20 protein-coding genes are annotated in these 22,571 nt (G+C 69.8%); 10 read left to right on the forward strand and 10 right to left on the reverse strand.

Features of this window, described 5'->3' with window-relative positions; all coding sequences use genetic code 11:
* Positions 1-23: 23 nt before the first annotated feature.
* Complete coding sequence (locus OM513_RS18740) at positions 24-1,106, reverse strand: M14 family metallopeptidase (protein WP_264946300.1); 1,083 nt, start codon at positions 1,104-1,106, stop codon at positions 24-26.
* Positions 1,107-1,203: 97 nt separating this feature from the next.
* Here OM513_RS18740 and OM513_RS18745 point away from each other — a divergent pair, with 97 nt between their 5' ends.
* The 3 genes from OM513_RS18745 (at position 1,204) to OM513_RS18755 (ending at position 4,001) form a co-directional block, all read left to right on the forward strand.
* Positions 1,204-2,472: an MFS transporter gene (locus OM513_RS18745; RefSeq protein ID WP_264946301.1), complete on the forward strand. Its 1,269-nt coding sequence runs from the start codon at positions 1,204-1,206 to the stop codon at positions 2,470-2,472.
* Complete coding sequence (locus tag OM513_RS18750) at positions 2,465-3,223, forward strand: SDR family oxidoreductase (RefSeq protein ID WP_264946302.1); 759 nt, start codon at positions 2,465-2,467, stop codon at positions 3,221-3,223. The genes OM513_RS18745 and OM513_RS18750 overlap by 8 nt, the downstream gene beginning before the upstream one ends.
* Before the next feature lie 79 nt (positions 3,224-3,302).
* Positions 3,303-4,001, forward strand: coding sequence for a GntR family transcriptional regulator (locus tag OM513_RS18755; RefSeq protein ID WP_264946303.1), 699 nt, complete (start codon positions 3,303-3,305; stop codon positions 3,999-4,001).
* 17 nt (positions 4,002-4,018) lie between these two features.
* On the opposite strand, the gene OM513_RS18760 is transcribed toward OM513_RS18755, so the two are convergent.
* Positions 4,019-4,483 (reverse strand): Lrp/AsnC family transcriptional regulator, encoded by a 465-nt coding sequence (locus OM513_RS18760; protein ID WP_264946304.1) that lies wholly within the window; start codon positions 4,481-4,483, stop codon positions 4,019-4,021.
* Positions 4,484-4,630: 147 nt separating this feature from the next.
* On the opposite strand from OM513_RS18760, the gene OM513_RS18765 reads away from it, so the two are divergent.
* Genes OM513_RS18765 through OM513_RS18775 form a run of 3 tightly spaced genes read left to right on the forward strand, consistent with a single transcriptional unit; the run spans position 4,631 to position 7,125 of the window.
* Positions 4,631-5,683 carry a Glu/Leu/Phe/Val family dehydrogenase gene (locus OM513_RS18765; RefSeq protein WP_264946348.1) on the forward strand — a complete coding sequence of 351 codons (1,053 nt, stop codon included), beginning with the start codon at positions 4,631-4,633 and terminating at the stop codon, positions 5,681-5,683.
* Positions 5,684-5,687: 4 nt separating this feature from the next.
* Positions 5,688-5,924: a hypothetical protein gene (locus OM513_RS18770; RefSeq protein ID WP_264946305.1), complete on the forward strand. Its 237-nt coding sequence runs from the start codon at positions 5,688-5,690 to the stop codon at positions 5,922-5,924.
* A 4-nt stretch (positions 5,925-5,928) separates the two neighbouring features.
* Positions 5,929-7,125, forward strand: a complete 1,197-nt coding sequence (locus OM513_RS18775) for an amino acid aminotransferase (RefSeq protein ID WP_264946306.1) — start codon at positions 5,929-5,931, stop codon at positions 7,123-7,125.
* Positions 7,126-7,142: 17 nt separating this feature from the next.
* On the opposite strand, the gene OM513_RS18780 is transcribed toward OM513_RS18775, so the two are convergent.
* Genes OM513_RS18780 through OM513_RS18815 form a run of 8 tightly spaced genes read right to left on the reverse strand, consistent with a single transcriptional unit; the run spans position 7,143 to position 17,567 of the window.
* Positions 7,143-8,426, reverse strand: coding sequence for an NAD(P)/FAD-dependent oxidoreductase (locus OM513_RS18780; RefSeq protein ID WP_264946307.1), 1,284 nt, complete (start codon positions 8,424-8,426; stop codon positions 7,143-7,145).
* 3 nt (positions 8,427-8,429) lie between these two features.
* Complete coding sequence (locus OM513_RS18785; RefSeq protein ID WP_264946308.1) at positions 8,430-9,815, reverse strand: APC family permease; 1,386 nt, start codon at positions 9,813-9,815, stop codon at positions 8,430-8,432.
* Positions 9,812-11,104, reverse strand: a complete 1,293-nt coding sequence (locus tag OM513_RS18790; protein ID WP_264946309.1) for a metal-dependent hydrolase family protein — start codon at positions 11,102-11,104, stop codon at positions 9,812-9,814. Before OM513_RS18790 ends, OM513_RS18785 begins: the two co-directional genes overlap by 4 nt.
* A gap of 28 nt (positions 11,105-11,132) precedes the next feature.
* Positions 11,133-12,107 (reverse strand): alpha/beta hydrolase, encoded by a 975-nt coding sequence (locus OM513_RS18795; RefSeq protein WP_264946310.1) that lies wholly within the window; start codon positions 12,105-12,107, stop codon positions 11,133-11,135.
* A complete protein-coding gene (locus OM513_RS18800) occupies positions 12,100-12,471 on the reverse strand; it encodes a nuclear transport factor 2 family protein (protein ID WP_264946311.1) in 372 nt (123 codons plus the stop codon). The genes OM513_RS18795 and OM513_RS18800 overlap by 8 nt, the downstream gene beginning before the upstream one ends.
* Positions 12,468-13,676, reverse strand: a complete 1,209-nt coding sequence (locus tag OM513_RS18805; RefSeq protein WP_264946312.1) for an aminotransferase class V-fold PLP-dependent enzyme — start codon at positions 13,674-13,676, stop codon at positions 12,468-12,470. Before OM513_RS18805 ends, OM513_RS18800 begins: the two co-directional genes overlap by 4 nt.
* Before the next feature lie 2 nt (positions 13,677-13,678).
* Positions 13,679-15,889 (reverse strand): TonB-dependent receptor, encoded by a 2,211-nt coding sequence (locus OM513_RS18810; protein ID WP_264946313.1) that lies wholly within the window; start codon positions 15,887-15,889, stop codon positions 13,679-13,681.
* 46 nt (positions 15,890-15,935) lie between these two features.
* A complete protein-coding gene (locus tag OM513_RS18815; RefSeq protein ID WP_264946314.1) occupies positions 15,936-17,567 on the reverse strand; it encodes a gamma-glutamyltransferase in 1,632 nt (543 codons plus the stop codon).
* A 343-nt stretch (positions 17,568-17,910) separates the two neighbouring features.
* Between OM513_RS18815 and OM513_RS18820 the strand changes: the two genes are divergently transcribed.
* The 4 genes from OM513_RS18820 (at position 17,911) to OM513_RS18835 (ending at position 22,470) form a co-directional block, all read left to right on the forward strand.
* Positions 17,911-18,984, forward strand: coding sequence for a helix-turn-helix transcriptional regulator (locus OM513_RS18820; RefSeq protein ID WP_264946315.1), 1,074 nt, complete (start codon positions 17,911-17,913; stop codon positions 18,982-18,984).
* Positions 18,985-19,018: 34 nt separating this feature from the next.
* A complete protein-coding gene (locus OM513_RS18825; protein WP_264946316.1) occupies positions 19,019-21,124 on the forward strand; it encodes an alpha/beta hydrolase family protein in 2,106 nt (701 codons plus the stop codon).
* Between the two features lie 63 nt (positions 21,125-21,187).
* Complete coding sequence (locus OM513_RS18830) at positions 21,188-21,901, forward strand: GntR family transcriptional regulator (protein WP_264946317.1); 714 nt, start codon at positions 21,188-21,190, stop codon at positions 21,899-21,901.
* A gap of 110 nt (positions 21,902-22,011) precedes the next feature.
* Positions 22,012-22,470 (forward strand): acyl-CoA thioesterase, encoded by a 459-nt coding sequence (locus OM513_RS18835; RefSeq protein ID WP_264946318.1) that lies wholly within the window; start codon positions 22,012-22,014, stop codon positions 22,468-22,470.
* Positions 22,471-22,571: the final 101 nt, after the last annotated feature.

Genomic DNA, 22,571 nt, shown 5'->3' on the forward strand with positions numbered 1-22,571 from the left:
GGGCAGGCCCGCCGCGCCTGCGATCACCCGTTGCGGACGATTTCTTCAATGCCGATGCTGCGGTCGATCACGTCCAGGCCGGTCGCCAGGATCCGCGCCCGCCATTCCTCCGAAGCCGGGTAATAGCCCTCGCGGAACGCGGCCGAGACCGAACGGCCGAACGGCGAATCGATCGTGCCGCGCGTGTGGACGAAATGGTTGGCGCGAAAGGTGTCGAAGCGCTCGCCCATATCATAGGTGCCGAACTCCAGCCCGAAATCGCGGACGCTGCCCGGGCCGGTGACCCGTTCCCAGCGGTGATACGGCCCGTGCGGATGCTCCGGGATCATGCCCACCTGGCCCCAGCGATAGAGCATCGGCCCGAAGCGCTCGTCCACCCAGCGGGCATTCTCCGTCCCCGGCGTCTCGCACGAGATGATCATGCCCTGGCCGAAATCGCCGAAGCCGGTGTGGATATCGAGCACGTCGACGGTGCGCGCGCGGCGCAGGAAGCGCTCGCCGATCGCGTCCATCGTGTCGCGCGACCAGCTTGCCCCGGCGCCGTGATAGGTGATGCCCAGCGGGTGATCGTGCTGGCCGCGCCGGATCGCGGTGATCGCGCCTTCCATGCCATGTTCGCGGATCAGATCGGTGAAGATGGCGTCGGCGCGTTCGCGCTCCAGCCCTTCCCAGGCGCGCGGATTGATGCCCTCCTCATAGCGGTCATAGAGCGGGTTCGCGCGGAACGGCGCGGTATCGTAGACCAGGTTGCGGAACACATCGATGTGCTGGTGGTCCTCGCGCCTGTTCCAGGCGCAGCCCCAGGGATTGATCTGGTGGACCATCAGCAGCGCGTCCTCGCGCCCCGGCCAGTGGCGGCCCGCGCGCTCCAGCCAGGCCGACTGGATCGCGGCGCCGGCATAGCCCTCAATCCCGTGCGTGCCGGAAACCACCACGGTTACGCGCACGGCATCCTCCGGCCCGATCCAGGCGGCGCGGGTGCCGATCTCCAGGCCGTCCGGATCGGGCAGCGGGTGGGGATACCATGCCTGTGCCGCGCCCGCCGCGCGCGCCATCGATGCGAACAGCGCATCGGATTGCGGCACGGTTTCCGAAAACCATTGCATCGAACCTGACCCTCCTTGGCGATTGACAGCCCGTCTCCTGAAATTATGATCTTTGATCAATATGTGGGGAAGTCAAGCAATCTCAGACGGTACGGCGGTGTCCCGCGGCGAAGCGCATGCGCTGGTCGCGGTGCTGACGGGCGCGTATGTCCTGTCCTATGCCGATCGCCAGTTCCTGGCGGTGGCGCTCGAATCGATCCGCCACGATCTGGTGCTGGACGAGATCGCGCTGGGCATGCTCTCCGGCCCGGCCTTCGCGCTTTGCTACAGCCTTCTCGGCGTTCCGCTGGGGATGCTGGGTGATCGCGGCAACCGGCTGCGGCTGATCGCGCTGTGCATCCTGGTGTGGAGCGTGGCCACGGCGGCGTGCGGGCTGGCGCGCGGCTTCGGCGAGCTGTTCGTGGCGCGCATGGCCGTGGGAGCGGGGGAGGCGGGGCTGCTGCCGCTCGCCTATTCGCTGATGGGCCAGCGCTTTCCGGCGGAGCGGCTGCCGCTGATGGTCGGCATCTTCATCGGCGGCGGCGCGTTGGGCAGCGGCGTGGCGGTGCTGGCGGGCGGGCCGCTGCTCAATCTGGTGCCGGCGGTCCATGGGCTGGCGCCGTGGCGGGTGATCTTCCTGGGCCTTGGCATCGCGGGCCTTCCCGTCGCGGCGCTGATCCTGCGCCGGGCCGAGCCGCCGCGCCCAACCGCGAGGGCGCTGGACGGCGGAGGCGGTCTGGGCGCCTTCCTGCGTGGATCGCCGCATCTGCTGCTGCTCGCGGCGGGCGCGTGCATGGTCAACATCATGTTCTATGGGCTGGGCGCCTGGGTGCCCGCCTTCTTCCAGCGCGTGCATGGCTGGAACCCCACCCAGGTGGGCGTCAGCTATGGGTTGTTGCTGCTGGTGTGCGGGGTGCTGGCCAACCCCTTCTGGGGCTGGGCAGGCACGCGGGTGATCGCGCGCGGGGGCGATGTGATCCGGCTGATGCTGCTGGCGGCGGTGCTGCCGCTCGCGCTGCTGGTGCCGTTTGCCGCGCTGACGCCCGTGCCGGTGGCGAGCGCGGCGGTGTTCGGTTGCATGCCGCTGGTTTCGGGATCGCTGATGACGCTGGTGCCGGCGGTGATCGCCGCGGGCACCTCGGCGGCGCTGCGCGGGCGGGTGATGGCGGGCTTCTTCCTGTCGGTGAACCTGGTGGGAATCGGCGGCGGGCCGCTCGCCTATGCCTGGCTCAGCGGCGCGGGCGGGGCCGGGCGGCCGGGGATCGCCGTGGCGATCGCGGCGCTGACCCCCGTGGTTCTGGCGGCATGCGCCGCATTGTTCCTTGCCTCGCGCGCGGTGTCGCGGCGGGCGGCCTCAAACGATCGGAGTGGATTTGCGAATGGATGACAGGCGCCAGTCGGTGCTGGTGACGGCCGGCGGATCGGGAATCGGGCGGGCGATCGCGGAGCGGTTCCTGCGCGCGGGCGCCGAGGTGCATGTGTGCGATGTGGACGCGGACGCGCTCGCCGCGCTGGAGGCAGAGGAGCCCATGGTGCGGAGCTATCGCGCCGACGTATCGGACGAGCGCGAGGTCGCGGCGATGTTCGATGCGATCGGCGGCGTCGACGTGCTGGTGAACAACGCCGGCATCGGCGGCCCGCGCGGATCGATCGAGGAGATCGATGGCGTGGAATGGGAACGCACGATCGCAGTCAACCTGACCGGCGCCTTCCACGTCACCCGCCGTGCCGTGGCGGCGATGAAGACCGCGGGCGGCGGCGCGATCGTGAACATCTCCACCGCCTCGGTGCGAACGGGCATGCCGATGCGCACCGCCTATGTCGCGTCGAAACAGGGGCTGATGGGCTTCACCGCCAATCTGGCGCGCGAACTGGGGCCGGACAACATCCGCTGCAACGCGATCCTACCCGGCCTGATCGACAACCCGCGCGGTCGCGCACTGGTGGCGCGGATGGCGGACGAGAATGGGCGCAGCGTGGCGGAGACCGAGGCGGAGATGCTGCGCTTCATCTCGATGCGCTGCTGGATCGATCCGGCGGAGGTAGGCGATCTGGCCGTGTTCCTCGCCTCGCCTGCGGCACGGCACATCACCGGCCAGTTCATCGGGGTATGCGGCGGCGCCGAGTGGGAAGGCTGACCGGTGCATCCCCGGCGCCCGGCAGTGACAGACACCCCGGTCATCCCCTATAGCTTCGGGGAAAGGGAAGGAATTTTCGATGGCTACGCCCGCGCCGCGCGCGCGCTTCGCACCGGTCCAGCGCAACACCCTGAAGGATCAGAGCTATGCGCAACTGCGCCAGGCGCTGATCACCGGCCGCTTCGAGCCCGGCGAGAACGTGACCGTGAAGCTGCTGGCCGAGCAGCTCGGCTCCGGCATCATGCCGGTGCGCGAGGCGGTGCAGCGGCTGGTGGCGGAGGGCGCGCTGGTCAACCTGCCGAGCGGGCGCGTTTATGTGCCCGCGCTGACCCGCGCCGAGTTCGACGAGGTGATCGAGATCCGGCTGCTGCTGGAGCCCTATTGCTGCCGCAAGGCGACCGCCAACATGAACCCGCGGCTGGTTGCCGAACTGCGCGCGCTGCAGGAACAGCTCCAGCGCGCGGCCAGTGGCGATCAGGCCGAAGCGATGCTCTGGGCCAATTATCAGTTCCATTTCGGCATCTATCGCCAATCCGGCATGGGCCAGATGCTGCCGCTGATCGAGGCGGTGTGGCTGCGCTTCGGCCCGATGATGAAGCACAGCCAGGCCGACAGCGCCGACGCCCGCGCCTATGTGGAGGCCGAGCTGCACGCGCAGGACGAGCTGTGCGGCGCGCTGGAGCGGCACGATGGCGAGGGCGCGGCGCGGATGATGGAGCAGATCGTCAACGGCACCGCCGACTGGTATCGCCGGACCTTCCCCTTCGCGGAGGACTGAGCCGGGCCAGTGCCGGGTCAGAGCGGCAGCGCGGTGGTGGACTTGATCTCCGACAGCGCCACCGTGGAGATGATCTCGCGCACCGCGGGCAGCACCGACAGCTTGTCGAAGAAGAAGCGCTCATAGGCTTCGATATCCGGCGCGACGATCCGCAGCATGAAATCCTGCGATCCCATCAGCACATAGCATTCCAGCACTTCGGGCATCGCGCGGATCGCCGCGCTGAACGCCTCGAGCTGGGCGCGGTCATGCACGTTGAGCTTCACCTGCGCGAAAACCTGCGCGCGCAGCCCCACCTTGCGCCGGTCCACCAGCGCCACCCGGCGCTTGATGAAGCCTTCGCGCTCCAGCCGGTCGATGCGGCGCCAGCAGGGCGAGGCCGAAAGGTTCACGCGCTCGGCGATCGCGGCGGTGGTCAGCGTGGCGTCCTCCTGCAACAGCGCGAGGATCTGGCGTTCGTAGGCGTCGAGGGTATCGGGCATGATTCACCGGAATCTGGTCAGGACTCGAATAGCTTTACCGGAAATCCGGTGAAATCGCGATGAAGTAGGTGAGCGCTTTCGCCGCGCACGGCGTATTTCACCGCTCGACGGAACAATGACGTGCTGGAGCAAGACGTGACGCTGGAAATGCCATCGGCCCCCGAACGGATCGTTCGCCTTGAGGATGCCGCCACGGGACTATCGGGCGCGATCGTGATCGATTCGACGCGGCTCGGGCCGGCGGCGGGCGGATGCCGGCTGTGGCACTATGCGGACGGCGCGGCGGTGCTGGCCGACGCGCAGCGGCTGGCGCGGGGCATGAGCTACAAGAACGCGCTTGCGGGCCTGCCGCTGGGCGGGGGCAAGGCGGTGATCAGCCGGCCCCGGGGCAGCTTCGACCGGGCGGCGCTGTTCGCCGCCTTCGGCCGCGCGGTGCGGGCGCTCGACGGCGCCTATGTGACCGCCGAGGACGTGGGCACCGGAGTCGAAGACATGACCCATGTCGCCACCATGACGCGCCATGTGGCGGGCCTGACGCAGGTGCCGGGCCGGGCGGGGGGCGATCCTTCGCCCTGGACGGCGCGGGGCGTCTTCTCCGCGATGCGCGTGGCGGCGGAGCGGGGGCTCGGCCGGCCGTTGGAGGATATGGTGGTGGCGGTGCAGGGTCTGGGCCATGTCGGCTTCGCGCTCTGCGCGCTGCTGGACGCGGCGGGCGCCCAGCTGATCGTCGCCGATCCGAATGCGGAGGCCGCAGCACGCGCGGCGGAGATGTTCGGCGCGGCTGTGGTCGATCCCGCCGCGATCCTGGACGCCGACGCCGATATCTTCGCGCCCTGCGCGCTGGGCGGCGCGATCGGCGATGCGGCGCTGGACCGGCTGAAGGCGCGCGTCGTGTGCGGGGCGGCCAACAACCAGCTCGCCACCGCCGCGCACGGCGACCGGCTGATGGAGCGCGGCATCCTCTACGCGCCCGATTATGTCGCCAACGCGGGTGGGATCATCAACGTCGCCGCCGAATATCTGGGCTGGCCGCTCGCCCAGGTGGCGGAGCGGGTCGACGCGATCGGCGCGCGGCTGGGCGAGGTGTTCGATCGCGCGGCGGAGGAGGGCATCGCCCCCGGCCGCGCCGCGGACCGGCTCGCCGCCGCGCTGATCGCCGCCGCTCCGGCCTACAGTCTGGCTGGCGCGCCGCCTGCCTGACGCCATGGCCGCCGCGCGCTTCGAGATCGCGGGCGACGCCTGTCCGCAATTGCTCAACCGGCTGCTCGGGCTGCTCGCACAGCAGGACCGGGTGCCGGACTCGGTGATCGCTCGACGCGAGGGCGACATGCTGAGCATCGGTATCGCGATCGACGGAATCGACCCGCACCGCGCCGAGATCATTGCCGAGAAGATGCGGTCGATGGTGTCGGTGCTCCACGTACAAACCCAACTGGATTGACCCGATGGCCGAAACCGCATTGATCGCCGCCCCCGTCCTGGACGGCTTGCCGCAGCAGCCCGCCGATCCGCTGCTGGCGTTGATCGGCATGTTCCGCGCCGATCCGCGCCCGGACAAGATCGACCTGGGCGTCGGCGTGTTCCGCGACGACGGCGGCGCCACCCCGGTCCTCGACGCGGTGAAACATGCCGAGGAGCTGTTGCTCGCGCGCCAGGACAGCAAATCCTATCTTGGTGCGGACGGGGACCGCGGCTTCGTGGCGCTGCTGGAGCCGATCGTGTTCGGCGCGGACGCCGCCAATCCGCTGCGGACGGGGGTGCAGACCCCGGGCGGCACGGGCGCGCTGCGGCTGGGGATGGATCTGCTGGCGCGCGCGCGGCCGGACATGGCGATCTGGATCGGCGAGCCGAGCTGGGCCAATCACGTGCCCACCGCCGCGGCGGCGCAGCTCACCGTCCGCCGGCACCGTTTCTTCGACCAGGTCAGCCAGCGGCTGGAGATCGACGCAATGCTCGCCGGTCTGGCACAGGCGCGGCCCGGGGATGCGTTGTTGCTGCACGGCTGCGGCCACAATCCCAGCGGCGCCACCGTGCATGCGGCGGACTGGCTGCGGATCGCCGCCTTTGTGCGCGAGCGCGGGCTGATCCCGTTCGTCGACCTGGCCTATCAGGGGCTGGCGCACGGGCTGGAGGAGGATGCGGCGGGGCTGCGCATCCTGCTGGAAGCGGCGCCCGAGGCGCTGGTCGCCTATAGCTGCGACAAGAATTTCGGCATGTACCGCGATCGCGTGGGCGCGCTGTGGGTCCAGGCCACCGATGGCGACGCGCTGGCACGGGCGCGTTCCAACATGCTGTCGCTGGCGCGGACCTTCTGGTCGATGCCGCCCGATCATGGCGCCGCGGTGGTGCGGCTGGTGCTGTCCGATCCGCTGCTCCGCGCGAGCTGGGAGGCGGAGCTGGCGGGAATGCGCGATCGCATCGCGGGCCTGCGCCGCGCGGTGGCCGCGACGGAACCCAGGCTGGCGGCGCTGGCCGAGCAGACGGGCATGTTCTCGCTGCTGCCGGTCAGCGCCGCTGCGGTGACGGCGCTGCGCGAGGAGCATGGCATCTACATGGCCGGCGATGCACGCATCAACGTGGCCGGGCTGCGGCTGGAGGATGTGCCGCGCTTCGTCGCTGCGGTCGGGCGCTGGCTCGGCTGAGGCAGCGCCCCGCTCGATCAGCCCATCACCGATCCGCCGCCGGGGAGCACCGCGCGTCGGCGCGCGAAGGCGCCCAGGTCCAGCGCCTGGCCGATCCGCGGCAGGCGGAACGGCGGCGGGGCGGGGCGTTCGGCGCCATCGCCATGGTGGGCCACCAGCGCGGCGACGATCTCGCCCGCCATCGGCGCGTTCTTGAACTGGTTGCCGCTGGTGCCGATCGCCAGGAACATGCCGTCCACATCGGCGCGATCGTACACCGGCGTCCAGTCCGACGCGACGTCGTAGAGCGCGGCATAGCCCTGTGCCCGCGCCGCGATGGGCAGATCCGGAAAGCGCAGCGCCGCGCGCCATAGCTGGTTGGTCGATTGCTCGGTCAACGCGGGCTCAGGTCCGTCCGCGCTGGTCCACAACAGCGGATCGCAGGCCGGCTCGATCGATCCGATCAGCAGCTTGGCGCCGGTCTCCGGCCGGTAATAGACGCCGGTATCCTCGTCCGCCATCACCATCGGCCGCGCCAGGAAGCCGGCCGGGGCGGGGGTGTGGACCACCTCGGTCGCCATCGGGCGGATAACCACGCTCATGTCGCGTCCTGCCCCGGCCAGCGCGTTGATCGCGCCCGAATGCGGGCCGGCCGCGTTGACCAGCAGCGGCGCGTCGATCCGTTCCCCGTCCGCCAGCGTCACGCCCTGGATGCGTCCGCCGGCGGTGCGGATCGCGGCGATCTCCGCCTTGTAGCGGAAACGGGCGCCACGCGCCTCGGCGGCGGCGGCCAGGTTGCGGGCGGCGGCCAGCGGATCGTCGACATATCCGGCCTCCGGGAAAAACAGCGCACCCTCGATCGCGCGGCCGTTCGGCATGCCGAAGGCGGTGTCGTCGATGCGCCGCGGCGGCGCATAGGAATCGAGGGCCATGCCGGGCAACGCGCGCGTCAGCGTCTCCGCGTCCCACCGGTCGTAGCGGACGCCCACCGCGTCTAGGATGCGCCGCGGCCCGGCCAGCCGCGCATTCTCGGCGGTCTCGAACAACAGGCAGCCGCAACGGACGTATCGCGCCAGATGCTCGGCGGGCCGGGCCTCGACGAAATCGGGCCAATCCTCCCAGTGGAACTGGCTTTCATAGGCGAGCGCGGTCGCCGGGATGGTCGAATAATAGGAGCGGATCACCGCCGAGGAAGCGGAGGTGGAGCCGTATCCCGCACCCGCCAGCCGGTCGATCACCAGCACGTCATGGCCGCGCCGGGCCAGCGCGAGCGCGCAGGACGCGCCGATGATGCCGGCGCCGACGACAATCACATCGGTCATGGCTCAGTCCGCAGCCGCGATCCGGCGCCGTTGCACCATCCAGAACACCACGCCCAGCGCCAGCCAGATGAGCAGCAGTACATGGATCAGCGGCAGGCTGGTGGCGCCCACCAGCGGGCCGATCAGCGCCACGCCCATCATCATCAGCGATCCCAGCACCGCCACCGCGATGGTGGCATGGCCGCCAGGGACGCGATAGGCCGCGACATCGCCGTCGCGCCGCCGCAGGATCGGTACCGCGAGGCAGCACAGGACATAGCACAGCGTCATGCTCGCCGCGCTCATATCCACCACCGGGCCGATCGCGCCGCGGCCCAGCAGCAGGCCCGCGATGCTCAGCAGCGTCACGAACGCAACCGCGCGGCGCGGCGTCCCGCTCGTGCCGTCGGTCTCGGCCAGCCATTCGGGCACCATCCGCTCGCGCCCCAGCGCCACCAGCGTGCGGATCGCCATCACGAACACGCTGTTCCAGGTCTTGATCAGCGATGCCATCACCAGCAGCAGCAGCACCGATCCCAGCACCGCGCCGCCCGGCAGCTTTTCCGTCGCGGCCAGCGTCGCCATCTCGGCATGCGCCGTCTCGCGCCACGGGGCCACCATGGATACCGCCAGGATCGTGAGGCAGTAATAGGCGCCGGCCGCGGCGATCGTGATCAGCATCACCCGGCCGATGGTCTTCAGCGGCAGCCCGGGCGCGCGCTCCTCCACAACCTGGCTGATCGCCTGGAACCCGTTGAACAGGAAGGCCGCGTTGGCAAAGATCGCCGCCGCGCCCGCCCACCAGCGCGTTTCGGAATCGCTGGGGAACAGCGGCTGAAGGTTCGCGGGCGTCCCGTTGCCTAGCATATACAGCAACAGCAGCGAGGCGAGCGCCAGGAATCCATAGGTCACCAGGCTCTGGAACCGGGCGATCACCCGCTCGCCGCCATAGTTGACCATGAAGATCAGCAGCGCGCCGGCAGCACCCACCGCGATCTGCGGCAGCGTCACCGCGCTGCCGAATGCCGTGAACAGCGGCGGCTGGCGCAGCGCGGGCACCAGCAGTTCGGCGAACCAGGCGAGCGCCAGCGCCTCGAAGATCGTGACGCATACCCAGCACAGCATCATGAACCAGCCGACCAGAAAGGCCGTGGTGCGGCCATAGACGTGGAGCGTGAAGATGAACTCGCCCCCGGTCATCAGCGTGCGCGTGGTCAGCTCGGCATAGCAGGCGGCGATGCTGAGCATGATCAGCGCGCCCGCCGCGAAGCCCAGAATCGCGCCGCCCGGCCCGCCGCCGATCAGCCAATGGCCCAGGATGACGACCCAGGCCGATCCGATGATCGGGCCGAACCCCATCGCGAACATCTGGAACCGGCCGATATGGCCGTGCAGCCGCTCCGCGCTCACTTGCCGCCCTTCACGATCTTGCCGCCCAGCATCACGAAGCTGACGCGGCGCATCTGGCCGATGTCGGCGATGGGATCGCCGGGCACCGCGATCAGGTCCGCCTGCTTGCCCACGGCGACGCTGCCGTAGCGATCGCCGACGTTCAGGAACCCGGCGGCGACCGATGTCGCGGAGCGGATCGCGTCCATCGGCCGCATCCCCGCCTGCACCATCAGTTCGAACTCATGCGCATTGTCGCCATGGGCGGATACGCCGCTGTCGGTGCCGAACATGATCTTCACCCCGGCCTTCAGGGCGCGGGTGAAGTTGGCGGACATCAGCGGGCCGATCTGCGCGGCCTTGGGGCGTATCACCGGGGGCAGGGCGCCGTCGATCTTCGCCTTTTCCGTGATCCATTCGCCGGCCATCAGCGTGGGCACCAGGAAGGTGCCCTTCTCCTTCATCAGCCGGATCGTCTCGTCGTCGAGATAGGTGCCGTGCTCGATGCTGCCCACGCCCGCGCGGACGGCGCGCAGGATGCCGTCGGTGCCATGGGCATGCGCCGCGACGGGCATGCCGTAATCGCGCGCGGTGGAGACGATCGCGTTGAGCTCGGCCTGGGTCATCTGGGCGCCATGGGCATCGCGCTCCATGCTCATCACGCCGCCGGTGGCCATCACCTTGATGACGTCCGCGCCGTCCTTGTAGCGTTCGCGCACCGCCTTCACGGCGTCCTCGGGGCTGTCGACGACGCCGTCCTTGGGTCCGGTCTCGAAGCGCAGCGCGGGCGCCAGCCCGTTGGTGGGATCGCCATGCCCCCCGGTCGAGGAGAGCGCGGCGGTGGCGGTGAAGATGTGCGGGCCGACGATCTTGCCGCCTTCCACCGCCTTCTTCAGCGCCACCGTGACATTGTAGCTGTCGCCCAGGTCGCGGACCGCGGTGAAGCCCGCCAGCAGCGTCACCCGCGCGTTCACCTCGGCCTTCAGCACCAGGTCCGCCGGCCCCATCGTAAAGCCGTCGGTGAAGGCCGAGGTGCCGTCCGCCACCAGATGCGTGTGCATGTCGAACAGCCCGGGCATCACCGTGCTGGTGCTCAGATCGATCACCTCATCGTCCTTGCCGGGGACGGTGAAGCCGTCGTCGATGCGCAGGATGCGGCCGTCCTTCACCACGATGGTGGCGCGGGTGCGCACCGTATCGCTGACGCCGTCGATCACGCGCCCGGCGTGGATCAGCGTGTCGGCATATGCCGGCTGGATCGCGGCGCACGCCAGCAGTGCGGCGAGCAGGGCGGGGCGCTTGAGCTTCATCGGGCGGGGTCCTTCCATGATCTGGCGTTCACTTCGCGAACAGGGTGGGCAGCGCTCGCGCGAGCGCCGGCGCGGGGACGGAGGCGTGGCTTTCGCCGTCGAAGATGTGGAGGCTGGAGCGCAGCCCCGGATAGCCGCGGCCGGAAAGCGCCCGATGCAGGCGCCGGAGCTGAGCGACCGGATCGGGATCGCCGAACGCGGCGGAGAAGGCGCGCTCGGTCTCCTTCATCTCCGGCGGCAGGCCCAGCACGCGCGCCAGGCTGGTCTCCTCGCCGCCCGCGCCCAGGAACAGCCGCGCGGGCAGGTCGCGATGCGCAGCCGCATGGCGCGCCTCGGTGCGCAGGATCGCTTCCTGCGCCCAGAGCACTGGCGGGCTGCTGAGCGCGTAGCGCGCGAATGGGGAGGCGCCGCTGAACAGCGCGCCCAGTCCGAAGAGCCCGCCCAGCGAATGCCCGATCAGCATCGGGGCCGCGATATCCGCCGGATAGCGGCGCGCGACGCCAGGGAGCAGCTCGCGCGCGATGAACTCCAGGAACCGGGCGCCGCCGCCCGAGCGCACCTCACGCTCCGGCCCCATGAGCTGGCGGATCAGCGCCTCGTGCGGCGCGTCGGGCTCGAAGGTGAAGTCGAGCGTCCGGCGCAGGACGATCTCGGCGATATCCTGGGCTGGATAGCCGATGCCCACCAGGATCAGCGGCGGGATCGCACCGGAAGCGGCGAGCGCGCGGCTAAGGTCGGTCGCCAGCCCGAACAGCAGGTGCGGGTCCAGCAGCACCGCCACGCCAAATGGCTCCGGCCCCGCGCCCGGCAGCGCGACGGAGATGCGGTAGGGCTTTCCGCCGTCCGCGGGCGCGATGTCGAAGCTGTCGGTGCCCGGGATCGTCACCAGCCGTTCCGCGCCATCGCCGGAGCCCCCTTCGGCGCGCGACGGCGCCGGGGCGAGCGCCCCGCCGGCGGCCGCCCCGATCATTGCGTGGCGCAGCAGCGCGCGGCGATCAAGCATCGGCGCTCTCCGGCGCATGGGCGTGGAACAGCTTGGCGACGATCTTCCAGCCGCTCCCGGGATCGGCGAGCAGCAGATAATCGGTGTAGCGCCGCCCGCGGAACAGGTCGGTGACCCGTACCGTGGCCACCGGCCCGCTGTGATCGACCAGATCGACCGAGACCGAGCGCGGGCCATCGGGCGCGGGCTCCTCGACCATCGCGACGAAGGCGTCCAGGCCGCGCCGCACCTCGGCGCCGTCGCGCAGGCCGTGGAAATGGGCCGAGGGATCGAACAACCGGCGCAGCGCCGGGCCGTCGCCCGATACCATCGCTTCGTAATAGGCCAGCGCCACGGCGCGGATCGCGGATTCGGTGTGGTTCACGCGGCAGTCCTTGCGGCCGATTGCAGGTCGCGGGCGAAATCCGCCGCCAGCGCCGCATCGCCCGGGTTCAGGTTGAGGTGGAGCCCCGCAGGAGCGTGCGAGAGGAGCGTGAACCAGCCCGAACGGGCCATGGCGGCATGCACCGCGGCCATATCGTGCCGGTTCGAGGTGACGAGCATCAGGCTGAACCGCGGGTCGCCCAGCACCGCGAATCCCGGCACACGCGCGATCGCCGCCGCAAAGGCCGTCCGCGTCTCCCCCAGCGCGGCGGCGAGCGCGCAATATCCGGCGGCCCCCAATCGCGTGGCGACCGCCCAGGCGGAGGCCAGCGGCGCCCCCGGCGCGGTGCCCGCCAGCGTATCGGTGATCATCGGCGGCAGCGGGTGCTCCGCATAGGCGAACGGCGTCGCAGGCCCATCGCGCAGCACCAGCACCGCGGCGCCTTTCGCCGCATAGCCATGTTTGTGCCAGTCGCCGGAGATCGAGGCGACGCCGGGCACCGAGAGATCGAAATCGGGCACCTCATCGCCGTTCATCCGCTGGAACGGGGCGAGGAGCGCGCCCATGCTGCCGTCCACATGCAGCCGGACGCCGTGCGCGCGCGCGATCGTCGCGATCGCCGGCACGTCGTCGCACAGTCCGTTGGCGTAGGCGGGCGCGGAGGCATAGAGCATCACCGTGGCCGGCCCCGTGGCGGCGGCCATCGCCGCCGGATCGGCGCGGTGATCCGGCCGGGCGGGCACGCGGATCAGCCGCAGCCCCAGCAGCTCGGCCGCCTTGTCGATGCACGGATGGGCGGTTGCGGCGGCAATCACCTCTCCCACGCTGCCGGGCGGCAGCGCCTTCCGCCGCGCGATCCATGCCTCGCGCAGCGCCAGGATCGCGCTCTCGGTCCCGCCCGAGGTAAGCAGCGCCACCGCGCCCGCCGGAGCCCGCACCAGCTCCAGCGACCACGCCTCCAGATCCGCCTGGATGCGCGCCATGCTGGGGAGCGCGGGGAGGCCGGGATAGTGCGACGCCCGGCCGGCGCCCGCGAACAGCGCGCACGTCCGGGCGGCGAGCTCGGCGATATCGTCTCCGGCGTGGAACCGGCGTGCGAAGCGGATGCCCGCGAACGCATCGCGATCGCGCGCGCGCATCAGGCGGAGGCCGCTCTCGACCTCCGCCTCGCTCTGCCCCTGGGCCGGAAACCGCGCCGTCCGCATGGTCAGAATGCGAACCGCGCCTCTACGCCATAGGTGCGCGGTTCCTGGATGAAGCCGACGTTGAACAGCCCCGGCACATGGCTCATCGAGGATACCACGGTCTCGTTGAGCAGGTTGCGGCCATAGAGGCCGATCGCCCAGCTATCGTCCGCCGCCTTGAACCCGGCGCGCGCGGTGAGCCACCAATAGGCCTCCTGATGCCCCAGCGGCCCCGGCGTGGCGGAAAGTGCGTAACGATCGCGCCAGCTTGCCTCGCCGAAGGCGAAGACGCGCACGCCCTCGCTCACCGGCTGGTCGAAGCTGAGCGCCGTGGTGAAGGACACCGGCGAGGTATAGGGCGATTTCAGTCCCTTGTTCGGCCCCGCGGTCACCTTGGCGTCGACCAGGCCGGCGGTGAACGACCAGGTGAGCGGCTGCGCCACGGCGACCGTCAGCTCCAGCTCGCCGCCGAAGGTCCGCACCCCCGGCTCGTTGCGGGTGACGTAGCGGAAGTTGACCTCGTCGAACTGCAGCACCTGCTGGTCGCGCTGCTTCATGTAGAAGCCGGTGACGTTGAAGCGCACGCGGCGGTTGAACAGTTCGCTGCGCAGCCCGGCCTCATAGGCGTCGATATATTCGGGCTTCACCAGCCCGCCCGAGAAGCCCGAGTTGAAGCTGGCGTTGAACCCGCCGCCCTTGAAGCCGCGCGCATACTTCAGATAGGTCGAGACATCGGGCGTCCACTGCTGCGCGAAGGTCAGGTCGCCGGAGACCACCTTGTCGCTGATGCTGTTGCGCGTGGTGCCCAGATCGACGGTCGCCAGATAGGCCTTGGGCGCCGGATCGGCGAGCGTGATCGGGTTCACATAGGTGCCCAGCAACGGATCGGTGCCATCGATCCCCAGCAGCTCCTGCACGCGCACGTTGCGGTCGTTGATCGTATAGCGCAGGCCGCCGGTCAGGCTGAACCGGTCGTCGAAGCGATAGGTGAAGGATCCGAACGCGGCATAGCTGTCCGTCCCGGTGCGCGAATCGTCGATCGAGCTCGATCCGGCGATCACGGTGCCCAGGTTGAACCCTGCGAGGAAGTTCTGATAGTTCCGCAGTACCTCGTGATAATAATAGAGGCCGGCCAGCCAGGTGAAGGCCCCGCCCTGCGCCGAATGCAACCGCAGCTCCTGCGAGATCTGGTCCTGGCTCTGGTCGTTGCGCGCGGTGGCGATGAACGTGCCCGCGCCCGCCACGCCGAAGTTGGTCACCGGATCGGCTTCCTGCACGTCCACCACGCTATAGCCGCGCACGCTCGACACCGAGGCGAGGCGCATGCCGTTTCCGAAGTCGTAATAGACGTTGAGCGCGGCACCATAGACCTCGCGCCAGCCATAGTTCCACACGTCGCCGCCCACGCGCCGGTCGAGCAGTTCGGGCAGCACGTTCACCGGGTCCGGCGCGCTGTAATCATTATGGAAATCGTGGTTGTTGTAGTGGGTATAGTCACCGGTGACGAGGATCGTCAGCGCGTCGCTGGGCGTGAAGGCGATCTGCGCGCGCCCGGCCCAGGAATCCTTGGTGTCGAGCGGCTTGTCCAGATCGACGTTGCGGGCATAGCCGTCGCGCGATTGACGCTCGACCGCCAGCTTGGCGGCAAGCCGGCCGGGCACGATCGGCCCGCTCACCACGCCGCTGGCGACCAGCTCGTCATAATTGCCGAACGACACGCGCCCCTTGGCGAAGAAATCGTCGGAGGGGCGGGTGGTGGTGAGGTTGATCGATCCGCCCAGCACGTTGCGTCCCTGCAGCGTGCCCTGCGGCCCGCGCAGCACCTCGATCCGCTCGATATCGAGCAGGCTGGTGCTGAAGCCCGCGGCCCGGCCGATGTAGACATCGTCCAGGATCACCGCGACGCCGGTCTCGAATCCCGGCGCGCTGTCGGCGGAGCTGATGCCGCGGATGCTCACCTGGGTGCTGAGCGTGGTCAGGCGGCTGATGTTCAGGTTGGGCACGCTGTAGGCGATGTCCTGAACGTCGCGCAGCGCGCGGTCCTCGATCGCGGCACTGTCGAAGGCGGTGATCGAGATCGGCACGTTCTGGAGATTTTCCTTCTCCTTGCGCGCGGTCACCACGATCTCGCCCACGGTCGGCGCGTCCGCCTGCTCCGTTTCCTGCGCCCATGCCGGCGCCGGGCCGAACGCCATCGCCGCGCAGGCGCCGCCCGCCGCCAGGAACCACCGCATCCGCGCAACCCGTCCTGTTGTGTGTGCCATTGTTGTTCCCCCTGAATCAGACCGCCATGGCCACCGACGTCCGGCGGGGATCCCCGCAGGCATGGGCAGTTCCATGGGGGTCGAAGAAAATCCCCTCGAACGATCCGTTGCGGAAGCTCCATGGATTGAGCTTCTCGGCCTGGATTCCGGCACCGGCGACGGCGGCGAGCAGCGCGTCGCCGATATCCGCCTCGATCGTCATGCGGCCGTCCGCGTCGGCCAGTCCGCCGAAGGTGGCGCGCCGGACGCTCTCGGCGATGTCCATGCCGCAATCGACGATGTTGGTGATGTTCTGCGCCAGCGTCGCGATCAGGCTGGTGCTGGGCGATCCGCAGGCGATCAGCGGCCGCCCCTCGCGCAGGATCAGGCTGGGGCAGATCATCACCGATACGCGCGCGCCCGGCGGCGGCATGGTGCGCAGGAAGTGGTTGGCCGCGCCGCAGATGCTGACGCCGTCGATGAACAGCCCGTTGACCCAGGGCAGCGACAGCGTGGAATGCAGCGCGGTTGCGATATTGCCGTGCCGGTCCACCACGGTCAGGTGACAGCTCCCCGGGGGCGCCACGGGTGCGGCCTGGGCGGGGGCCTGGGCCTGCATCCGTTCGCGCGCGAACGCCTTGGAAAGGATGCGCTCGCGGTCGAGCGGAACGTAGCGCGGATCGCCATAGGCGGCACCGGCGGTCATCACCTCGCGCACCGCGCGCATCAGATGGACCAGCACTTCGGGAGATTCGCTCGCCGGGCCGAGGCGGGCGATGTCGATCTGCTCGGCGATGTTGAGCGTCTCGATCAGGTGGAGCCCGCCCATGTCCGGCGGCGCGGCGGCCACCACGTCGAGGCCGCGATAGGTGCCGCGCACCGGCTCCTCGCGGCGCACGGCATAGCGGGCGAAATCCTCTGGCGTCAGCACGCCGCCGGCCTGGCGCACGATCGCGCAGAAGCGTTCGGCGAAGCTGCCGTGATAGAAATAGCGGCTGCCCTCGTCCCGCAGCCGTTCGAGCAGATCGGCCGCCTCGGGCTGGCGCACGGTGCCGCCCGGCGGGGGCAGCGCGCGTGCGGGCATGAAGATGCGGCGGCCGGCGGGATTGGCGCCGATCGCCACCTGCGCCGCGAACAGCTCGCCCCAGAAGAACGGTTCGCATTCCACGCCGTCGCGTGCCAGCGCGATCGCCGGGGCGATCAGCCGGGCCAGCGGCATGCTGGAATAGGCCTGGTGCGCGGCCTCGATCCCCGCCCAGAAACCCGGCACGGCAACGCCGCGCCCGCCGAACACGTCTGCGGGGCCGAAACCGGTCAGCGGAGCCAGTGGCGCGTTGACATTGGCGTTGAGATACTCGGACCGGCCCGTCGCAGCATCGCGATAGAGCAGTGAGAAACAGCCGGTCACCGTGGTCAGGTGCGGCTGGAGCACCGTCTGCGCCAGCGAAGCGGCGAGCAGCGCGTCGCAGGCGTTGCCGCCCTGGCGCAGCACCTCCACCGCGATCCGGGTAGATTCCGCATGGCCGGTGATCGCCAGTCCCCGCGATCCGCTCGCGCGCTGCTTCGGCCCGAAGTCCGCGCCCCGCGAGCGGCGCTCCGGGGAGGCCGCTGCGGCGGGCGAGGCCGCGGCGGGCAGCAGCGCGCCCGCGGTCCCCAGCGCAGTCAGCATGTCGCGGCGTCCAATTCGCACGATCCCGCTCTCCGTGCCCGCCGGGAAGCGTTCCCGGCCCAATGGCATCGTTGCAGTGCAGCGTGTCCGCGCGCCGAAAGCGATTGCCGAGCGTTACTGATTTTTGACATCGCGTTACTCAATTGCGCCGCCGCCACGGCTCTCCCACTCCCGCCGGCCCTCCAAAACCCGCCCGGACGCCTGTCCGGACAGGCGCCGGAAATGATTTTGCGCTGGATTCGAATCCGGAAGCACGTATCTTACTGCTAGATCAGATAATGCCGGATGTCAGGGGCGCCGACGGGGCATCTCGCGATTTTCCGGCGGATTGCGGGGTCGCTGCATGCTCGATCGGGAGGACATTGCGGGGCAGGGGGACGGGTTTTCCCGGGTCGACGACGATCCGGGCCGCTATCGCTGCTATGGGATGCGCACGCTCGAGCGGACGCTGGAGCGCCCGCCGGGCCGGGACGTTCCCGCGCTCCCGCAACCCGTTGCCGCCGATCGCACGCTGACGCTCACGCTCGCCCCGTCCGAGGATCTGCCGATGAGCGGGCAGCAGGAGATCCACTTCTTCGGTAGCGATTTCGGCGTGGTGATCTCCGATCTCGGGTTCACGCGCGATTTCGACTATGAATTCGTCCATGAAGAGGTGAGCTTCTATCAGTTCCGCCTCGAGGGGCGCTCGATCGAGCGCGCGTCGGCTCGGCACGATCCGGTGCTGGTGCGCCGTCCCGGCTTCCGCTTCGGCCCGCCGCCCGCCGGGCATAACGAGCATTCGGTGCTGATGGCCTCCTCGCGCTGGCGCACCGTGACCCCGTTCGTGGGCGCGGAGACGGCCGAGCGGCTGTTCGGCGGACACGGCGGGCTGGCGGAGGCCGACCAGGCGTTCCGCGGCTGGCGGATGGCGAGCGGCTCCACCGTGCTGGGCCTGTCGGGCGAGATGCTGCCGGTACTCGATTCGATGCTCGCCTGCCGGTTCGAGGGCGCGGTCCGCCGCGCCTATCTGGAGGCCAAGACCGTCGAGCTGATGTGCCTGGCGCTCGATCGCCTGCGCGGCGACGGCGGCGATAGCTGGACCGAACAGCGGCTCACCGCGCGCGACCAAGGGCGGCTGGAGGCGGCCCGCGAGCTGCTCGACGCCCAGTTCGAGAATCCGCCCACGCTGGCCGAGATCGGCCGGATGGTGGGGCTGAACCGGCGCAAGCTGGCGCTCGGCTTCCGCAGCCAGTTCGGCACCTCGGTCCTGCAATATTGCCTGACGCAGCGGATGCGGATGGCCCGCGACCTGCTGGAACAGGGGCAGGCGATCGCGCTGGTGGCGCAGCGTACCGGCTATTCCGATCAGGCCAGCTTCTCGCGCGCGTTCCGGCGCCATCACGGCGCTACGCCCGGGCGGTTCAGCCAGATTCAATGACGTTCTTGGGGGAGGATTTGTGACGTTCCGATCGATGATTCTGGCGACTGCCGTCGCATGCGCGCTCGCCGCCGTTCCCGCCGGTGCCCAGGCGCCCGCGGCCCCGCCGCCCGTGGCTCCGGCCGCGGTTCCCGCGCAGCCTGAAGCGCCCGCCGCCAAGCCGCCGCTTGCGCCGATGGACGTGTTCGCGCTGGAGGATGCGGTCGATCCCCAGATTTCGCCGGACGGCAAGCGGATCGTCTATCTCCGCGCCGGCTATGACATGGCCAAGGACGCGCGGCGGGCGCAGCTCTGGATCATCGGCGCGGACGGCGGCAACGCCCGCCCGCTGACCCAGCCGGGCGCGACGGTGAGCCCCGCGCGCTGGTCGCCGGACGGCACCCGGATCGTGTTCATGGCGGTGCGCGACGGCGCGCCGAAGCTGGTCGTCCGCTGGATCGCCGACGACAGGGAGGTGGAGATCGCCAACCTGCCCGGCGCGCCGGACAGCATCACCTGGTCGCCCGACGGCAAGCAGATCGCCTTCGCCACGCTGGTGCCCGATCCGCCGCGCCAGGTGGGAACGCCGCCCTCGGCGCCGCCCGGCGCGGAATGGAAGCCCGCGCCGCGGGTGATCGATCGTTCCTATTACCGCGCCGACGGCATCGGCTATCTGCCAAGCGGCAAGCGCCAGCTCTTCCTCGTCTCCGCAGACGGCGGCGCGGCGCGGCGGCTGACCAGCGACCGGCACGATTACGGCGCCCCGCCGGTCGGCCCCGGCTTCTATGACTGGACCCCCGACGGCAAGGCGCTGATCGTCGAGGTGAACACCCACAGCGACCTGGAGTTCGTGCGCGGCAAGTTCTTCGACAGCGGGCTCTATCAGCTTGATATCGCCAGCGGCGCGATGACCAAGATCCTCGATCGCAACGGGCCGGAAGGATCGCCCGCGGTATCGCCCGACGGCCAGTGGATCGCGTTCACCGGATATCTGGACAAGGGCGAGTTCCATGGCGGATCGCAGCTCTCCGTGCTGAACCGCCGCACCGGCGAAATCCGCGTTCTCAGCAAGGATTTGGACCGGGACGTGGGAATGCCCGCCTGGTCGGCGGACAGCCGCCACGTCTACGCCATCTACGCCGATGGCGGCATGAACTATCTGGCGCGGTTCGATCTGAACGGCGGCCGTGCGGTGATCGCATCCGGCCTGGGCATGGCGCACACCGCCTACAGCGCGGTGCCCAGCTATTCGCTGGCCCGCGACGGCAGCTATGCGATGCAGGTCAGCGACGCCACCTCTACCGGCAACATCGCCGCCGGCGGGCCGGGCAGGGCGGCGCGCAGGGTGACCACGCTCAACGATACGCTGCTCGGATCGCGCGCGATCGCGCGGCTGGAGGAATTCCGCTACACCTCCAGCGCGGGCGGGCTGCCGATGGAGGGCTGGATCCTCTATCCCCCCGGTTTCGATCCTTCACGCAAATATCCGATGATCCTTGAGATTCACGGCGGCCCCGATGCCGGCTATGGCGCGCGCTTCGATATCGAGAAGCAGATCATGGCGGGGGCCGGCTATGTAGTGGTCTACACCAACCCGCGCGGCAGCACGGGCTATGGCCAGCGCTTCGTCAACCTGATCACGGATCGCTTCCCGGGCGACGAATATGACGATCTGATGAGTGGCGTGGATGCGGTGATCGCGCGCGGCTTCATCGATCCCGCGCGGCTTTATGTCACCGGCGGATCGGGTGGCGGCACGCTGACCGCCTGGCTGACGCAGCGTACCGACCGGTTCCGCGCGGCGGCCGTCCTCTATCCGGTGGTCGATTGGCAGAGCCAGGCGCTGACGTCGGACATCATGCCGCTGATCTTCAACGGCTTCTTCCATTCGACGCCATGGAACGATCAGGCGCGCTATCGCGAGCAATCGATGCTGCGGATGGCCGATCGCGTGAAGACGCCGACGCTGGTGATGACCGGCGAGGCGGATTACCGCACGCCGATTTCCGAATCCGAACAATATTATGCGGCGCTTCGCTATCACGGCGTCGAAAGCGTGTTCATCCGCTATCCGATGGAGAACCACGGCCTGCGCGCCTTCCCCAGCCATTTCGCGGCAAAGGTGGCGCAGATCATCGGCTGGTTCGAGGAACACCGGTGAGCCGCGGTCGCGGCGCCGGAGGGCGGCCTTGAACGCGGGGACGGCGGTGGTAGCGGTCTTGCGATGAACGACGAGACTTCTCCCCCGCGGCGCCGCGCCCGCGCGCGGCTGGACCCGCCGGTGCTGGGCGCGATCGATCCCAGCCTGGACGTGCCGATCGGCCAGCAGATCTATCGCGCTCTGCGCCGCGCGCTGATGGCCGGCCGCATCTCCGCGGGGGACCGGCTGTCGATCCGCGCGATCGCGGACTCGCTGGGGGTCAGCCCGGCCCCCGTGCGCGACGCGCTGAAGCAGTTGGAGGCGAACGATGTGCTGGAGGCGCGGCAGAAGAGCGCCTTCTTCACCCCGCCGATCGATCCGGAGGGTTTCGCGGGTCTCCAGCGCGTCCGCGTGGAGCTGGAGGGTTTCGCGGCGGCAGAGGCGGCGCGCAACGCCGACGCGCGCGACCTGCGGGCGATAGACGATGCCGCGGACCGCTACCTCGACGCGCTGGGCACCAATCCATCGGACTCGGTGGCGGCGAACCACGCCTTCCACTTCGCCGTCTATCACGCCTCGCACAATCCGGTGCTGGTCCAGCTTATCGAGGTGCTGTGGCTGCGCATGGGGCCGCTGCTCGCGACGGCCGAGCCTTCCTACGATCATTCGGCGGCGCGCGGCCATCACCGCGAAGCGGTGCGCGCGATCCACCGGCGCGATGCCGATGCCGCCGCCGCCGCGATTCGCGGCGACATCCTGGAGGCCTGCGACAGCATCCGCGCGGCGCTGTTTGGCTAGGCGCGGGGCAGGGCGGCCTTTGCGGCTGGGACATCGTCCTGTGCGGCGCTTGCCGGCCGTTTGAGTACCGGCTAACGCACTATCTGAGATATCAGATAGGAGTCGAGAATATGGTCGAGGCGGCGAGCGATACGGCGGAAGCTGGCCAGGCGTCCGCCGAGGTGGGGCTGGCGGTGGTCCATCCCTGGCTCTGCGACGCGATGGGACATCTGGCGACGCGCCACTATGCCGTGCTGTTCGAGGACGCGAGCTACCAGCTCATGGCCGAGTTCGCCCCTGCGCCCGAAGAGGACGCCGCCGCGGGCCTTGGCTGGGCGGATGTGCGGCAGGAGATCGCCTATCACGCGGAGATATCGTCGGGCGCGCTGTTGCGGGTAACGGGCCGCGTCCTGCGCATCGGCCGCAGCTCGATCGACACGGAACTTCGTATCGCCGCGCGCCGCGACGGGCGGCTTCACGCGACGATGACCGGCAAGACGGTGCGCTTCGACCTTGCCGCCCGCAAGGCGGTACCCATCGACGACGCCATCCGCGCCACCCTGGCCGCCCGCTTCGCCTGCGAGGGATAGCGGCACCCGCAGCCGATCGCCTGCCGGAACCAGGCGTGTTCTCGACGGGTCAGCGACGTCTTGAAAGGAGCGGCTCAGCGGGAACTCAAATACATATCACG

This window comes from Sphingomonas canadensis (assembly GCF_026013525.1).
Classification (GTDB): domain Bacteria; phylum Pseudomonadota; class Alphaproteobacteria; order Sphingomonadales; family Sphingomonadaceae; genus Sphingomonas; species Sphingomonas canadensis.

Coding starts and splice junctions, on each gene's coding strand:
- OM513_RS18740 (WP_264946300.1), bottom strand. CDS start 1,106: ATGCAATGGTTTTCGGAAACCGTGCCGCAATCCGATGCGCTGTTCGCA.
- OM513_RS18750 (WP_264946302.1), top strand. CDS start 2,465: ATGGATGACAGGCGCCAGTCGGTGCTGGTGACGGCCGGCGGATCGGGA.
- OM513_RS18755 (WP_264946303.1), top strand. CDS start 3,303: ATGGCTACGCCCGCGCCGCGCGCGCGCTTCGCACCGGTCCAGCGCAAC.
- OM513_RS18760 (WP_264946304.1), bottom strand. CDS start 4,483: ATGCCCGATACCCTCGACGCCTACGAACGCCAGATCCTCGCGCTGTTG.
- OM513_RS18765 (WP_264946348.1), top strand. CDS start 4,631: ATGCCATCGGCCCCCGAACGGATCGTTCGCCTTGAGGATGCCGCCACG.
- OM513_RS18770 (WP_264946305.1), top strand. CDS start 5,688: ATGGCCGCCGCGCGCTTCGAGATCGCGGGCGACGCCTGTCCGCAATTG.
- OM513_RS18775 (WP_264946306.1), top strand. CDS start 5,929: ATGGCCGAAACCGCATTGATCGCCGCCCCCGTCCTGGACGGCTTGCCG.
- OM513_RS18780 (WP_264946307.1), bottom strand. CDS start 8,426: ATGACCGATGTGATTGTCGTCGGCGCCGGCATCATCGGCGCGTCCTGC.
- OM513_RS18790 (WP_264946309.1), bottom strand. CDS start 11,104: ATGAAGCTCAAGCGCCCCGCCCTGCTCGCCGCACTGCTGGCGTGCGCC.
- OM513_RS18795 (WP_264946310.1), bottom strand. CDS start 12,107: ATGCTTGATCGCCGCGCGCTGCTGCGCCACGCAATGATCGGGGCGGCC.
- OM513_RS18805 (WP_264946312.1), bottom strand. CDS start 13,676: ATGCGGACGGCGCGGTTTCCGGCCCAGGGGCAGAGCGAGGCGGAGGTC.
- OM513_RS18810 (WP_264946313.1), bottom strand. CDS start 15,889: ATGCGGTGGTTCCTGGCGGCGGGCGGCGCCTGCGCGGCGATGGCGTTC.
- OM513_RS18815 (WP_264946314.1), bottom strand. CDS start 17,567: ATGCTGACTGCGCTGGGGACCGCGGGCGCGCTGCTGCCCGCCGCGGCC.
- OM513_RS18820 (WP_264946315.1), top strand. CDS start 17,911: ATGCTCGATCGGGAGGACATTGCGGGGCAGGGGGACGGGTTTTCCCGG.
- OM513_RS18825 (WP_264946316.1), top strand. CDS start 19,019: ATGATTCTGGCGACTGCCGTCGCATGCGCGCTCGCCGCCGTTCCCGCC.
- OM513_RS18830 (WP_264946317.1), top strand. CDS start 21,188: ATGAACGACGAGACTTCTCCCCCGCGGCGCCGCGCCCGCGCGCGGCTG.
- OM513_RS18835 (WP_264946318.1), top strand. CDS start 22,012: ATGGTCGAGGCGGCGAGCGATACGGCGGAAGCTGGCCAGGCGTCCGCC.